The organism is bacterium (genome assembly GCA_035529855.1).
Lineage (GTDB): Bacteria > RBG-13-66-14 > B26-G2 > WVWN01 > WVWN01 > WVWN01.
The window spans coordinates 65,741-79,713 of sequence record DATKVX010000007.1 but is presented as its reverse complement, the minus strand read 5'-3'; the positions used below and the strand labels follow the sequence as shown (position 1 = coordinate 79,713).

The 13,973-nt window shown below is 61.9% G+C and carries 12 protein-coding genes and 2 other RNA genes; 2 read left to right on the top strand and 12 right to left on the bottom strand.

What is annotated here, in order from left to right:
- Positions 1 to 1,522 (bottom strand): selenocysteine-specific translation elongation factor (gene selB / locus VMX79_00975; protein ID HUV85666.1); only part of this gene is annotated, 1,522 nt, incomplete at its 3' end.
- A gap of 133 nt (positions 1,523 to 1,655) precedes the next feature.
- Here selB and VMX79_00970 point away from each other — a divergent pair.
- Positions 1,656 to 3,461, top strand: coding sequence for a peptidylprolyl isomerase (locus VMX79_00970; protein HUV85665.1), 1,806 nt, complete (start codon positions 1,656 to 1,658; stop codon positions 3,459 to 3,461).
- Positions 3,462 to 3,533: 72 nt separating this feature from the next.
- On the opposite strand, the gene VMX79_00965 is transcribed toward VMX79_00970, so the two are convergent.
- From VMX79_00965 to rnpB (VMX79_00950), 4 genes are all read right to left on the bottom strand, one after another.
- Complete coding sequence (locus tag VMX79_00965; GenBank protein HUV85664.1) at positions 3,534 to 4,427, bottom strand: hypothetical protein; 894 nt, start codon at positions 4,425 to 4,427, stop codon at positions 3,534 to 3,536.
- 144 nt (positions 4,428 to 4,571) lie between these two features.
- An RNA gene (gene rnpB, locus VMX79_00960) (RNase P RNA component class A) lies at positions 4,572 to 4,938 on the bottom strand.
- 130 nt (positions 4,939 to 5,068) lie between these two features.
- Positions 5,069 to 5,719 (bottom strand): hypothetical protein, encoded by a 651-nt coding sequence (locus tag VMX79_00955; protein ID HUV85663.1) that lies wholly within the window; start codon positions 5,717 to 5,719, stop codon positions 5,069 to 5,071.
- A 132-nt stretch (positions 5,720 to 5,851) separates the two neighbouring features.
- An RNA gene (rnpB, locus tag VMX79_00950) (RNase P RNA component class A) lies at positions 5,852 to 6,244 on the bottom strand.
- Between the two features lie 153 nt (positions 6,245 to 6,397).
- Between rnpB (VMX79_00950) and rpmE the strand changes: the two genes are divergently transcribed.
- Positions 6,398 to 7,150 carry a 50S ribosomal protein L31 gene (rpmE, locus tag VMX79_00945; protein HUV85662.1) on the top strand — a complete coding sequence of 251 codons (753 nt, stop codon included), beginning with the start codon at positions 6,398 to 6,400 and terminating at the stop codon, positions 7,148 to 7,150.
- Positions 7,151 to 7,216: 66 nt separating this feature from the next.
- Here rpmE and VMX79_00940 read toward each other — a convergent pair whose 3' ends face one another.
- The 7 genes from VMX79_00940 to VMX79_00910 form a co-directional block, all read right to left on the bottom strand.
- Entirely contained in the window at positions 7,217 to 8,563 is a 1,347-nt protein-coding gene (locus VMX79_00940; protein ID HUV85661.1) for a TolC family protein, read from the bottom strand.
- The gene (locus VMX79_00935) at positions 8,563 to 9,213 is read right to left on the bottom strand and encodes a TetR/AcrR family transcriptional regulator (GenBank protein HUV85660.1); all 651 of its coding nucleotides are present in this window, start codon (positions 9,211 to 9,213) and stop codon (positions 8,563 to 8,565) included. Before VMX79_00935 ends, VMX79_00940 begins: the two co-directional genes overlap by 1 nt.
- A gap of 142 nt (positions 9,214 to 9,355) precedes the next feature.
- Positions 9,356 to 10,531 (bottom strand): phosphoglycerate kinase, encoded by a 1,176-nt coding sequence (locus tag VMX79_00930; GenBank protein HUV85659.1) that lies wholly within the window; start codon positions 10,529 to 10,531, stop codon positions 9,356 to 9,358.
- Positions 10,532 to 10,538: 7 nt separating this feature from the next.
- Positions 10,539 to 11,534, bottom strand: a complete 996-nt coding sequence (gene gap, locus VMX79_00925) for a type I glyceraldehyde-3-phosphate dehydrogenase (GenBank protein HUV85658.1) — start codon at positions 11,532 to 11,534, stop codon at positions 10,539 to 10,541.
- Between the two features lie 87 nt (positions 11,535 to 11,621).
- Complete coding sequence (locus VMX79_00920; GenBank protein ID HUV85657.1) at positions 11,622 to 12,539, bottom strand: methyltransferase domain-containing protein; 918 nt, start codon at positions 12,537 to 12,539, stop codon at positions 11,622 to 11,624.
- Between the two features lie 18 nt (positions 12,540 to 12,557).
- The gene (locus VMX79_00915; protein HUV85656.1) at positions 12,558 to 13,268 is read right to left on the bottom strand and encodes a hypothetical protein; all 711 of its coding nucleotides are present in this window, start codon (positions 13,266 to 13,268) and stop codon (positions 12,558 to 12,560) included.
- Between the two features lie 14 nt (positions 13,269 to 13,282).
- Positions 13,283 to 13,972, bottom strand: a complete 690-nt coding sequence (locus VMX79_00910; GenBank protein ID HUV85655.1) for a ComF family protein — start codon at positions 13,970 to 13,972, stop codon at positions 13,283 to 13,285.
- Position 13,973: the final 1 nt, after the last annotated feature.

Sequence of the window (13,973 nt, the reverse complement as noted above, 5' to 3'; positions counted from 1 at the left end):
AGCCGCCGCCGGACGCTTGAAGCTCGCCCTCAGCCGCGAGTTGCCCGAGCAACGCCCCACACCCTTCGGGCGAGAAGTCGTACCGTAATTTGGCGCGTATTTCGTCGCGCGATACCGCTTCCCGCAACGGGTCGCGCGCCAGCGAGTCCCTAACCGCTTTCACCGCAGCCTCTTTTATCGGCGCCGCGTCTTTGGCGGGAACGTACTCCGCGCCGAAGCGGGCCGCTACGCCTTTGTCGACCAGCGCCTCGAGCGAGCTGCGCAGCTCGTCTTCCGAGATATGCGCGACGGCGGCCGCCAACTCCGCGACGCGGTAGGCTCGCTTGGGGCCGCGCGGCCTCGTAAAAATCGCCCGCAGGAGCGCGGCCGAGTCCCCCGCCGCGGCCTCCAGCTTCCGGAGTTCGTCGACCACCCAAGGCTGTCGCCTGTGGGGCGTCGGAAACGGCTCGAGTATTCTGCCGCCCCCCAGGAGCCGCAGCGTCGACGGGTCCCTTATAACGAACGGTTCGTACCGGACGGCCACTACGGGTTCTTCGAGCACCACCTGGGCGTAATAACTCTCGCCGGATTCCGCGACGTCCACGTCCAACAACAGGAGCCGCCCCATGGCCTCGGCCGTCCCCTTATTAAAACGCACCCGCGCCCGATGGCGTACCGGGCCGGCGTCTACGTCCAATTTCAAATCCAGCCGACGTGTCGGCGTGAGGAGCCCCGGCGCGGCTATCTCATACCCCCGCCGGAGGTCGTCCTGGTCGACGCCGGCTACGTTCAACGCCGTCCGCATACCCGACGTCGCGACGTCGACGCCTTTATGTCGGCTCTGGACGCCCCGCACCCTAACGCGACGGCCTAACGGCTGAATCTCTACCTCGTCCCGGGTGCGGACTTCGCCCGAGGCCACCGTGCCGGCCACGACCGTACCGAAACCCCGCAGCGAGAAGACGCGGTCTATCGCCATCCGGAAAGCGCGCCCGGGCGGCCGCGGCGTTACCGTCGCCAACGCTTCTTTGAGCGCCGACCGGACGTCCTCGACGCCCTCACCCGTAACCGCAGAGGCCGCCACCGCCGGGGCCCCTTCCAAAAACGAACCGGCGAAAAATTTCGCCAGGTCATCCCGGACGAGCTCGAGCCAATCGTCGTCGACGAGGTCGGCCTTGGTTATGGCGACTACGCCTCTTGCGACGCCCAGGTGGCGAAGGATGGCGAGGTGTTCGCGCGTCTGCGGCATAACGCCCTCGTCGGCGGCGACGACGAACAGCGCCAGGTCGATGCCGGCGACGCCGGCGACCGCGGTCTTGATAAAGCGCTCGTGGCCCGGTACGTCGATGAATGTCGCGACGGCGCCGTCGCCGAAGTCGGCGTGGACGAAGCCGAGGTCGATGGTCATACCGCGTTCCTTCTCCTCGGGGAGGCGGTCGGGGTCCTCGCCGGTCAGCGCACGCACGAGGGCCGACTTGCCGTGGTCGACGTGGCCGGCGGTTCCGATGGTGTGGGCGCGCGTTTGTTCCGACTTCTCCGACATCGAGGTTGAGTTTAGCTTAAAGGGCGGCGGAAATCAACACCGGCGGAGTACAAACAACCCGGTTGATAAAGCGAAGTATTTTTAGTATCATTAAAAAAAACGTTAACGAAGTCTAGATCTCGGCGGTGCTCCTATGCGTTTCGCGATCGCGAGAGAGGTTTCGCTCATCAAACTAGTTGCGGCGTCATTATTAACCGTTATGGTCGCCCACCCCGGCCAGGCCCTCGGCGGTTCCGAAGTACTCGCTACCATCGACGGCGTACACGTAATTACCGCGGACGATTTGTCTTATTGTTACGAACGCCTCGGCGCGCCCCCGCCGCGAAGTAACGAAATCACAACGGCGTTAAACGACCTATTAGACACGATGATAACCGGTAAGGTGTTGACCCTCGAAGCCGCGGCGGCCGGATACGATCAAGACCGGTTTTACCTAACCCAAATCGAGAATCATCGCCGTTTTCTTCTGCGGAGTTACGTATGGCGGGAAATCGAAGACGGAATTGCCCCCGGCGAAGAGGAGGCAAAAGCGTTTTACGAAAAATGGCGTAAGCGCCGTTTGTATTCTTTCATAGAGACCGAAGACCGGGAAACCGCGGAAGAAGTCTACGCCGCTCTGGAAGCGGGCCGCCCGTGGGAGGAGTTATTGGCGGAATATACGACCTTCGAATATTACCGCCGGCCCGGAGGGGGGTGGGACCTACCGATGGAGTACGTAGGCGACGAGGCTTCCGAGGCGCTCTTCACCGTGAAGCAGCCCGGCGAATACACCGGCATCGTCGAGATCACGCCGGTCACGTGGCATATTTACCGGCTGGACAAGATCGTCCACGGCTCGGGCCAAAGCTACGAAGCAGCGCGGGCGGACGTCAAGCTCGTATTACGGAACGTCGAAGGCAAAAAACGCTACCTCGAGCTAACGCGTCAAGTGCGCGAGGTCGCGCCGATCCGACGCGACGAGGAGCTCTGGCAAGATATCTTAACGTCACCTCTGGAGGAACTCCCCGAGCGCCATTTCGGGAAGGATTCGGTAGTTTCGGAGGTAGGTGACCTTCCGGTATACTTCTACGATTTATTCACAATATTCGACCGGGTCGTCGCACTCCCCCCCGAAAAGATAAGCCGAATCCGGCTGGAAAAACCCGAACAATACGAACAACTCTGGTTGACGTTTTTAGAGGACCTCGAAAACGACGCCCTATTGGAATACCGAGCCGTACGGGAAGGGATCGACCGCACGCCGGAATTCGAACGTGAAATGACTCTCTACCCCGACGACCTGTTAATTGAAAAATTTTACCGGGGGGAATTCCTAGCCACGGTCCCCGCGCCCACCGAAGAGGAAATTCGCTTCTACTTCGAATCCCATAAAGAAGACTTCTTTACCGGCGAGAGCGTAAACGTATACCTCGTTGCTATGCCCGACGGCGCGAAATTAGAAGATTTTTACGCCGAGATAAAAGCCGGCGCGGACTTAGTCGTAACGGGGGAGGCCCGGTTACAAAGCCGCGCCGAGGCGGAGGCGCAGTTGGCCGAACCGCCGCCGCCGCTGCCCCCGGAAAAAGATGAGTGGCTCGGCGTCGTAACCGTAGCTAAAGACCCGCCCCCCGACGGCGAAACGGAATTAGCTGCCGAACTGAGGCCGCGCGTATACCCCTTCGAACAACTAAACGAGCTTAGCGAGGTCTTCCACCTGCAGGACGGGCGGGGGGCATTTTACAAACCGATCTACCACCAACCGGCAAAAGTACGAACGCTGGAGGAACCCGAGGTAACATACTATTGCCGAAAGAAGGTACAAGAAAATAAGATCGCCTCGCCCGAGGTTTCGGCCGCGGCGGAGGCGTGGCTCCAAGGCCTCCGTAACCGCCACGACGTCGTCGTATACGAAGACGTTCTAGCCACGACGGCAGAGAGGTTGAAACTCAGTACGTACTAGAGTTCCGAGCAATATGCTTAAAAAAGGAAAGCCCCCCGAGGGGGGCTTTCCTTGATGACCGTTGCGACGACCTTATCTGTAGATCGCCTTTACTTTTCCGATGCTCGCGGGGGCAACTGCCGTCGCCCCGCCGATGTCGATCTGTAGGCCCATCTTATAGGTTCCGCTGAAATTGTACCACGTCGCCCACGCCGTTTGCCCCCACGAGGAGGGTAAGCCGGGGCCGACCACTACCCCTTGGCCGTTGGTGGCCCACGTCGACCAGGTTTTGACGAGCGAGCCGGTGGCCATGTTAATTATGCACATCGGGTTGCTGGAGGTGAAGGCGTCCGCGACCATGAATCGGCCCGGCGCGCCGTCGGCTACCGTGGCGTAACCGCAGCCACCCATGCTGGACATGCTGGACGGCCACCCGCTGGCAGTCCAAGTGCCGGCAGAGGCGCCCGTCGTAGTATACCGGTACAACAGACCGCGGTTGGTGTAGCCGTTGGTGTAGTAATACTGGCCGTCCCACATTACGTTCATGGCGTACCCGGTAGCGGAGACCGGGAACGACAGGATTTGGCTGCCGTTGGAGGTGTTGATGATGCGGCACAAGTTCGAAGTCGCGTCGGCGATAGAAAGGTAGCCGGCGCCGAGGTGGGCATGGTCCTCGCCGCGCGGCACGAACCTGGCGGCGACAGGAAAACTAGCCAAGACGGACCCGTTAGTGGGGTCCCTACGGGTGAGAACGTTGTTCCCCGAGCTGGGGTACATCACGGCGTAGACATAGCTGGCGTCGCGGTGAACGCCGTAGGTATTGAAGGTGCTCGTCGTCGAGATCACGAACGAGTGGATGATCGAACCCACGGCCGGGTTGTCGATAGGGGGCACGTACCCACCTACGCCGGCGCTATCAGCGTCGTTCGTAACCCCGAACGCGCTGGTCACACCGAATACGGCCACGATTAATACTAGCTTCTTCATCGTACCCTCCTTATGCTGAACTTACGTTCGGTTAATTTCTTGACACGCTTATAGTATAAACGCGACCGCCATTTGTCAACCCTTTTTTGCCGCTAAATAACGGGCCGCGTTGCGGACCCCCTTGAGTAAGAATTAGCCGGGCGGAAGGTGCCCTGTAATCCGGGTTCTGTATCCCTCCTTGCGGAGGGACGGCGGCCATTCATCTGGGCCGGACGTTGCCGCCCGGCTCGAGCGGCCTACCCGCGGCGGCGCGCCCGAGGGCGCGTGACCCGGGCCGGTCCCGCCGCCTATTCGGCCTTGCTTCGGGTGGGGTTTGCCGTGCCGGCGTCGTTGCCGACGCCGCGGTGAGCTCTTACCTCACCTTTTCACCCTTGCCTGTGCCGCGCCCGGAGGCGGGCCATCGGCGGTATATTTTCTGTGGCACTTTCCGTCGCCTCGCGGCGCCCGGGTGTTACCCGGCACCCTGCCCGGTGAAGCCCGGAATTTCCTCGGCGCCCGCCCCGGCGTCGAACTCGCGAAGGAATTGTCGTAAGCCGTCGCGGCCCGCCGCCCCGCCGCAGATGAAATTTCGAGCGCAAAGAGAAATTAAAACGCCCCTCTTTAACGGGAGGGGCGTTCGGAAGGTGAAGTCCTTTCCGGTATTAACGGAACAGACCCTTTACGCGGCCGAGGCTCGTGGGGGCGACGCCCGGTATGGTCTTGATGGTGATGCGCGCGATCTCGCCCTGGTTGGCGTAGAGAGTGCCCGTCGTAGCGGTTTTGCTGAGAGCGTAGACGCGGCCCGGCTGGCCCGTTTGGGCGCGCCAGAAGTAATTCCCGCTTGCCCCCGTGGTGTGACCGCTCCAGGAAATCTCCATGAGGAGGTTGTCCGTATTATTGTACGTGAAGTTGGTCGGCGAGCACTGCGCGAACCACTGGTTCTGGGTGAGGCCCGCCGGGATCGTGTAGTTGCCGGTGAAGACGTTTACCGGCGTTTTGCCGTTGTAATTGGTCGTGTAGTTAGACGTAAGGGCGGTTAGGGCGCTGTGGCAGAGTAGCATATCGACGCTGTTAAAAGTGGTGGGGCCGGTGCCGGCGTAACTGCTCCACTGGAATTCGATTTTGGTAACGTCGCCGGATTCATTAATTTCGCTCTTGTACCACATGCACTGGAAGCGGATGGCCGTGTAGCTCGACCACCAGGGGAGCGTGTTGCCGGTATATTTGGTACCGCCGACGATGTGTTCGCCGGCGAACGCTACCGTAGAAGCCACAACGACTAACAACACGGCAGCTAAAGCTAATTTCTTCATCTTGCCCTCCTTTGCTGAACCTACGTTCGGTTAATTTCTTGACACGCTTATAGTATAAACGCGACCGCCATTTGTCAACCCCTTTTTTCGTCCGCTAAAAACCGTTAAAGCGTAACGTCGGGCCGCCGAGAAGGCGGAAGGTGCCCTGTAATCCGGGTTCTGTATCCCTCCTTGCGGAGGGACGGCGGCCATTCATCTGGGCCGGACGTCGCCGCCCGGCTCGAGCGGCCTACCCGCGACGGTGCGCCCGAGGGCGCGTGACCCGGGCCGGTCCCGCCGCCTATTCGGCCTTGCTTCGGGTGGGGTTTGCCGTGCCGACGTCGTTGCCGACGCCGCGGTGAGCTCTTACCTCGCCTTTTCACCCTTGCCTGTGCCGCGCCCGGAGGCGGGCCATCGGCGGTATGTTTTCTGTGGCACTTTCCGTCGCCTCGCGGCGCCCGGGTGTTACCCGGCACCCTGCCCGGTGAAGCCCGGAATTTCCTCGGCCTGCGCTCGAGGCGCGGCCGCGGCCGCCCGGGCACCTTCCACCTTATATTTATAACATATTTTTGCCGTTAATAAAATAGGCCGAGTACGATTTTCTGTCTTTCGGGTTAAAGATAAAAAACCATTTGCCGGAAGGAATTGGATATGTTATAATGCGTATCGAGAATTTTACACGGAAGGTTTGACGGGAAAATGAAAAAAGACATACATCCCGAATACGAGTTGGCCATCGTCCGTTGCGCGTGCGGCAACGAGGTCGAGATACGTACTACCAGGCCGGGCGTCAACGTCGAAATCTGCTCCAACTGCCACCCGTTCTACACCGGCAAGCAGAAACTCGTCGATACCGCGGGCCGCGTCGACCGCTTCCGCAAACGCTACGGCCTGACCGAAGACGGCTCCACCGCCGAGGCCATCGCGCGCGGCGAAAAACTACGTAAAGATAAGGAAGCGCGCGCTAAAACGAAAAAATACGCGGGAGCGAAGGCCGAAGCTAAACCGGCTAAACCTAAATCTAAAGCCAAGGCCGAACCGGCTAAAAAGCCGCCCGCCGAAGCCAAAGCTAAACCGGCCCGCACGAAGGCCGAACCCAAAGGCGAAGCCGGAGTGGCCGCTGAAAGCAAACCGAAAACCGCGGAACCGAAACCCGAGCCTAAAAAGGCCCAGGCGAAAGCTAAATCCGCCGCGAAGCCGCGTACCGCGACTAAAGCTAAACCGCCCCGCAGGAAGGCCGAACCCAAAGGCGAAGCCGGAGCGGCCGCTGAAAGCAAACCGAAAACCGCGGAAGTAGAAAAGAAAACCAAGGGCGAGCCGGCGGCCGAAGGCGAAACGAAACCCGCCGAGAAACCGCCCGCCGAAGCCAAAGCTAAACCGGCAACCGCGGAAGTAGAAAAGAAAACCGACGGCGAGCCGGCGGCCGAAGGCGAAACGAAACCCGCGGATTAAACCGGCGACGAAGCATGTAATAAGGACGGCCTTGAGGCCGTCCTTTTTTATTATACGGGTTTACCCCTACAACCCTATTTCATCCAGCTCGCCCCGGGCGCGGCGCATGTTCAATTTAGCGAGCGCGTAGTTGTGGAGCGATTGGTAATACCCCAGGCGGGCCTGCGTCAGCGCCGCCTGGGCGTCCAAAACCTCGAGATTGGACATCAAGCCCACGTCGTACCGCGCTTGCGCGATATCCAAACCCCGCTCCGCGAGCGTAACGTTCTCCTTTTGCGAACGCACCGTCGCCTCCGCCGTCTTCAAGCCGTCGTAGGTTCCCCTCACTTCTACGTCGATTCCTTCCGAGAGGCGAGCTTTACTTAGCTCCGTTTTATAAAGGTCGGCCCGGGCCTGGCGCACGCGCCCTCGGGTCGCGAAGCCGTCGAATATAGGCCACGAGACGGCCAGGTTCAGCATCGTCTGGTCGTTCCACTCGTCGACGAAATTCAACGTGAACCTGTCGGCGTACTCGGAGAAGGAAGCCGAAAAGTAGACCGACGGGTTATCGCCGGCCCGCGCTATCTTAACGTTGTTCTCCGCCAGCAGTCTCGTCAGCTCGAGCTGCGTCAACTCCGGCCTCCTTTCCCCGGCCACCGCCAGCGATTCCCCCAAATCGTATACCTCGAGCTCGTACGAAAGCCTATCCGTCAACGCGAGCTCGGTATCGGGCGGAAGGTTCAACAACGTCAACACGTAGCGTGCGGCCGCCATCCGTTGGTCCTGGGCTTGCCGTTGCGCCGTCTCCAGGTTGGTCAGCTCGACGCGGGCCCTGAGTACGTCGTATTCGGAAACGAGGCCCGCGTCGTACCGGTCCTCCGTCGCCTGGACGTGGCTGAGGGCGACGGCCACGCCGGTATCCGCGACGCCCACCGCTTCGTCCGCCAGCACGGCGTCGTAATACGCTTTGGTGGTATTGTAAACCGTATCCGAAAGCTTCTGGCGCAGTTGCTCGTGCGCCAGCGCGTAATACGATTTCGAAACGCGGTAGGCGGTCCACGCCCGGCCGCCCTGGTATAACGGTTGCGTGGCCGTAATCCCCACGTTCAAATTCTCGTCGTAGCCCGCGGAGAACTCGATGTCTTCCGGCGGGGAACCTTCGCCGAACGAATTCGCCTCGAGCAGCAGCGTCGGCAGGCCGAAGATCTTCGTAGCCGAAGCGTCGAGCGCCACTCGCGGGAACAACGCCGATTTAGCCTCGGTTATTTGCGCCGTCGCCTTCACGACGTCCTCCCGGGCGCCGAGGTAGTCTTCGTCCACCTCGAGTACCCGCTCGAGCGCGTCGGCGAGCGACAGCGTAACGGGAGCACCTTCGGCGAGGGCAACCGGCGCGGCGCAAGCGCCGAAAATCGCCAGCAATTTTAAAACTCTCATTACTCCTCCGGAGCGTCGGGCCGTAACGACCGTACGCCGTCCAGATAAATATCGCAGAGCATGTCGGCTCCGTCGGTAAGCTTCTTCGCGTTTCCGTACCGGAGCGTATACACGGAATAATAATGAACGACGCCGAGAAGTAAAAACCCCAGGAACCTCGCGTCGTATTCTTTAAACGAGCCGTCGTGGACGCCGGCCGAGAACTTCGCTCCCAAGAGGTCGCCCAGTTCGCCGATGCGCTTCATCACCGCGCCGCGGAACTTCTCCACTTCCTCCGGCTGACCGGCCTCGCGATACGCCATCGCCGCGCGGTAGAAATCAGCCCGCGATTCGAAAAATTCTAGGAAAACGCGGATAACCGCTCGAGCCGCGGCCGCAACGTCCCCCTCCCCCTCTAACGCTTCTTTCGCTTGCGCCAGAACTTCGTCGAACTCGTACTCGACCAGTTCGGCGAAGAGCTCGGCCTTGGAGTCGAAATAACTGTATAACGTGCCCTTCGCGAACTCCGCCTCGCGCGCCACCTCGTCGAGCGTGGCGCCCTCGTACCCCCGGGCGCCGAAGACCTTCCGGGCGGCCGCCAATATCTCGCGGCGCCGCGCCAACTTCTCACGCTCGCGGCGGCTTAATTTTTTATTATTTTCTTCCACCATAACAAAATAGACCGCCCGGTCAAATAATAAACTTTCCGGGCTGGTTACTGAACCAATCATAACACAAACCGCTTCGTAATGCAATAACGTACGGTATAAAAAACGCCGGCCTCACAGCCGGCGTTATCGTATCCGGAACGTTTTATTTTCGGTCCAGAATCTCTATAGCCGCCAACGGTTTCCCTTCTAAATACTTCAACGACGCGCCGCCTCCCGTCGAGATATGGCTCAGCCGTTCTGCGACGCCGAACTGCCGCGCGGCCTGGACCGTCTCGCCGCCGCCCGCGACCGTTACCGCGCCGGATTCCGCGATCGCCCGGGCGACCGCTTCCGTCCCGTCGGCGAAGGCCGCCACCTCGAAAACGCCCATCGGGCCGTTCCAGAAGATAGCGCCCGCGCCGACCGTACCCGCGGTGAACCGCTGGACCGTCTCGGAGCCGATGTCGACGCCCATATAACCTTCCGGGATAGAGGGGCAGTCCACGGCTCGAGCGGACGCCGGCTCGTCGGGCGCTTTCGCGATGACGTGGTCCCCCGGCAGTTCTACTTTATCGCCGGCCTCGGCCAAAACGTTCTTCGCGTCGGCGAGGAAGTCGTCCTCCACCAACGACGAACCGACGTTATAGCCCTGCGCCTTGAGAAAGGTATACGCCATGCCGCCGCCGATCAAGAAGTGGTCCACCGTGGCGAGCATATTGGTGACGACGGCGAGTTTCGTGCTGAGCTTCGCGCCCCCCAGTACGAACACCAGCGGCCGCGGCGGGTTTTTCAGCAACTGGTCGAAATATTGAATCTCCTTGGCCAGAAGGTACCCCGCGACCGCGGGCTTGACGACCTCGGCGACGCCGTAGTTCGACGCGTGTTTACGGTGGGCGGTCCCGAAGGCGTCGTCGACGAAGACGTCCGCGAGCGCCGCGAGCCCCTTGGCGAAGGACGGGTCGTTCTCGGTCTCGCCCGGCCGGAAGCGCGTATTCTCGAGCAAGAGGACGTCGCCGCGGGCCAGACGGTTCGCCGCCTCTTCCGCTTCCGCGCCGACGCACGTCTCGACGAACGCCACGTCCCGGCCTAACTTTTCGCTCAGCACCGCGGCGACGGGCCTCAGACTCAGCTCCGGCCTGACCTCGCCCTTGGGCCGGCCGAGGTGGGAACAGATTATCACCCGCGCGCCGTCGCCGATTAATTTCCTGACGGTAGGCAGCGTCGCGACGATGCGGGTCTCGTCCGCCACCCGGCCGTCCTTCAGCGGCACGTTCAGGTCCGCGCGCACCAGCACGCGCTTGCCGGCGACGTCGACGTCGTCTATCGTCTTCACGTCCATAACGTTCCTACCCCACCTTGGCGGCCAGGTCGACCAGCCGCGCGGAGTAACCCCACTCGTTGTCGTACCAGGCTATCACCTTGACGAGGCGTTTGTTTAAAACCTTCGTCAGCGCCGCGTCCACCGTCGCCGACGCGGAGGTGTGGTTATAATCTATCGAGACCAGCGGCTCGTCCGACACCTCGAGTATCCCCTTCATCGGCCCGGCCGCGGCGGCGCGCATGGCGTCGTTGACCGCGCCGGCGTCGCCGTCTTTTTCGACCACGACGGTCAAATCGACGAGCGAGACGTTGGGCGTCGGCACGCGGACGGCGAAGCCGTCCAGCTTCCCCTTGAGCTCGGGGATGACGTCGCCGATGGCCTTGGCGGCGCCCGTCGTCGTCGGTATCATCGAGACGGCCGCGGCCCGCGCCCGCCGGAGGTCTTTATGGGGGAAGTCGAGTATGCGCTGGTCGTTGGTGTAGGCGTGGATGGTGGTCATAATGCCGGACTCGACGCCGAAGTTATCCAGGAGGACCTTCGCCACCGGCGCCAGGCAGTTCGTAGTGCAGCTCGCGTTGGAGATGATGAAATGTTTATCCGGGTCGTAGTCGTCGCCGTTCACGCCCAGTACGACGGTCCAGTCCGGCTCCTTGGCCGGCGCGCTTATCAGCACGCGCTTGGCGCCGCCGGCGAGGTGCTTCGACGCGTTCTCGCGGTCGCGGAACTTCCCGGTGGACTCGATAACGATTTCGGCGCCTAGGTCCTTCCAGGGTAACTTCGCCGGGTCCTTCTCGGCCAACACTTTAAGGCGGTCGCCGTCGACGACGATGTCGTCCCCGTCTACGGCGACGTCGGCGTCGAAGCGGCCGTGGACCGAGTCGTACTTCAACAGGTGCGCCAGCGTCGCCGCGTCGGTGAGGTCGTTGACGGCGACGACGTCGAAGCCGCCGCGCTCGGCCATAATGCGGAAGACCTGCCGGCCTATCCGGCCGAAGCCGTTGATACCTACTTTAATCGCCATAATAAAACGCCTCCTTAAAATAAGGGGGGCTTGCGGATGATTGCGCGGGAATATAACAAAAAATGCGGGGAGCCGCAACGCGTAATTTCATTTCTCGGGTTTTCGGCCGGTGAAGATATAGAAGTTGCCGGCGCCCGCTATAAAGAAATCGCCGCGCTCCAATGCCGCCACCATGTCCCTTCCCCGCTCGCCCCATTTATCCCACAAGCGCTCGAACTCCTCCGCCTTCCCTCCGCCGGCGAGATAGTTTTCGAGGATTTCCTCTTTCCACTCCTCCCGCCGTTGGAAGTTTTCGACGATCATCCTCTTGAAGTGCTTTTGGACCGGCGTATCGTAGGGCGGAACGAGGAAATACACTTTTTCGTTTTGGCGGCCGTCGATATCGACGAGGCCGAGTCGATGCATCATCTCGGGAATGTGAGTCCCTACGGCCGAGTCGCCCAGGCCTCGCGCCTTGCGGCCGAAATACGACGTCCACCCCGCCCTCGCTTCCTCCAGGACGTCCTCGAATTCCAGCTTATAGGTAGAAACGTACGCATATCCTCCCGGCGAATTGTCCGGCTCGTTGCACACGACTACGCCCCCCGGCCGCACTACGCGCACCATCTCGGCCAGGCATCGTTCGGGTTCCGCCAAATGCATCAAAAGCGTCTGGCAGAACGCCACGTCCACCGCGCCGTCGGCCAGCGGAACCGCGTACGCACCGCCGCAGGCGAAGTCGAATACGCATCCGTTACTCTGTTCCGCCGCCCGCGCCCGCGCCTCCTCGAGCAAGGCGACTTCGCGGTCGACGCCGACGACGCGGCCGCCGGGAGAAATGAACGGCGCGTACGTCCGGCCGATATAACCGTAGCCGCAGCCGAGGTCGAGCATCGTCCCCCCGGCCTCGAAACCTATCCACGCCGCGAGCCGCTCGAGCTGTTCGGGCGTCCAAATGAACTTCCGCTGCTCCTCGATGATGCGGCGGTGTCGTTCGTCGGTCCAGTCTACCTTATGGCCTGCCATTTACCCGGCTTATCTGCGCTAGTTGAACCGCAGCGCGGCAACCAACTCGCGGCCCCGCGCCAACGCCCTCTCGCGCGAAAACGGCTTAAACGCGACCGACATCAACACGACGTTGTCGTAGCCCCGGCCGACGAAGACGAAATACTCGCCGTCGTACCGCCGGCGCTCGCGCGCCTCGGCCTTATACCGGTAACAACCCTCGACGCCCACGTCGGCCAGGTTCGCCTCGAGGGCCGACGGCGCTACGTACGCGAGCGGCGCCGCCTCCACCGCGGCCTTTCCCGCTATGCCCTCCGCGTACCCCCGGGCGTGCGCGAACAACAACTTCCTGTCGCCGCCGTACCAGAAACTCTCGCCCGGGACGTCCCCTTCGCGCCGGAGGCGGATTTGCGTGCGGCCGTCGGCGCTCTCCAGGAAATACTCGAAAAACGACGCCTCCTCCGGACGCCCTTCAGGTGTCTTAACTTCGTAGTCCGGCGGCAACGTGAGCTCCAGGCCGCGGCCGTAGAAATGGGCCGTTCCGTCTTCGTCGAACGACAACTCGTACGTCTCGTTGGCGGACGGCGTCTCCTCTTCGCGGCCGATTTTTCCGGCCTCGCGCCACGCGTCGCCGGCAATTTCGCGGCCCGCCTCCGACAGCGAAAACGCGGCCAGCAAACACGAGCCGATAAGGCACACGAAGAGAACGACGGCGACGCCGAGCCAAATCAGGAATTTTTTCACCCGCATATCGAAAACGTACCTTACAAACCGGCACCCGCGGCGGCCAAAGCTACCACGGCGCCGGCGCCCGCGTTACGTAAGACGGCCGCGCACTCGCGTACCGTCGCGCCGGTCGTTATGACGTCGTCGAGCAACAAAACCCCTTTCCCGGAAAAATCCTCGCGCGCGGCGAAAGCGCCGCGGACGTTCGTACGCCGCTCTTTGCCCGTGAGTTCCACTTGCGGCCTGGTATACTTCGTTCGCGCCAGGCCGCGCCGCCGGAACTCCAAACCCACGGCGGCCGCTACGAGGCTTCCGATTTCCTCGGCCTGATTGAAACGCCGCTCTCGTCGCCGCCGCGGGTGAAGGGGCACCGGGACCAAGGTATCCAGTTGGTAACGTTCTTTGAGCGCCGCCGCCAGCGGCCCAACCGCCTCCGCCAACAACGGCGCCATCCTCTTCTTGCCGCCGAACTTCAAAAGGCGCACCGCCTCGCCCGCCGGCCCGTCGTACGGGCGGGGCGCGAACCGCGGCCCGTCCCCGCCGCCCAACAGACACGCCTCCCGCCAATCACCGGGGAGCGGCGCCGTCATATCGTCCCGACACGTCGGGCATAAAAGCCGGGCGCGGCCGTCGAGTTCGGCGCCGCACGCCCGGCATCGCGACGGGAAGAGGACCGACTCGAGCCCGAGGACGATATCCCGCAGAAGGACCGCTAAAGCCCCTCCCACC

What these genes read in the sequence shown, in the direction of transcription:
- VMX79_00970 (HUV85665.1), top strand. Translation starts at nt 1,656, where the DNA reads ATGCGTTTCGCGATCGCGAGAGAGGTTTCGCTCATCAAACTAGTTGCG.
- VMX79_00965 (HUV85664.1), bottom strand. Translation starts at nt 4,427, where the DNA reads ATGAAGAAGCTAGTATTAATCGTGGCCGTATTCGGTGTGACCAGCGCG.
- VMX79_00955 (HUV85663.1), bottom strand. Translation starts at nt 5,719, where the DNA reads ATGAAGAAATTAGCTTTAGCTGCCGTGTTGTTAGTCGTTGTGGCTTCT.
- rpmE (HUV85662.1), top strand. Translation starts at nt 6,398, where the DNA reads ATGAAAAAAGACATACATCCCGAATACGAGTTGGCCATCGTCCGTTGC.
- VMX79_00940 (HUV85661.1), bottom strand. Translation starts at nt 8,563, where the DNA reads ATGAGAGTTTTAAAATTGCTGGCGATTTTCGGCGCTTGCGCCGCGCCG.
- VMX79_00935 (HUV85660.1), bottom strand. Translation starts at nt 9,213, where the DNA reads ATGGTGGAAGAAAATAATAAAAAATTAAGCCGCCGCGAGCGTGAGAAG.
- VMX79_00930 (HUV85659.1), bottom strand. Translation starts at nt 10,531, where the DNA reads ATGGACGTGAAGACGATAGACGACGTCGACGTCGCCGGCAAGCGCGTG.
- gap (HUV85658.1), bottom strand. Translation starts at nt 11,534, where the DNA reads ATGGCGATTAAAGTAGGTATCAACGGCTTCGGCCGGATAGGCCGGCAG.
- VMX79_00920 (HUV85657.1), bottom strand. Translation starts at nt 12,539, where the DNA reads ATGGCAGGCCATAAGGTAGACTGGACCGACGAACGACACCGCCGCATC.
- VMX79_00915 (HUV85656.1), bottom strand. Translation starts at nt 13,268, where the DNA reads ATGCGGGTGAAAAAATTCCTGATTTGGCTCGGCGTCGCCGTCGTTCTC.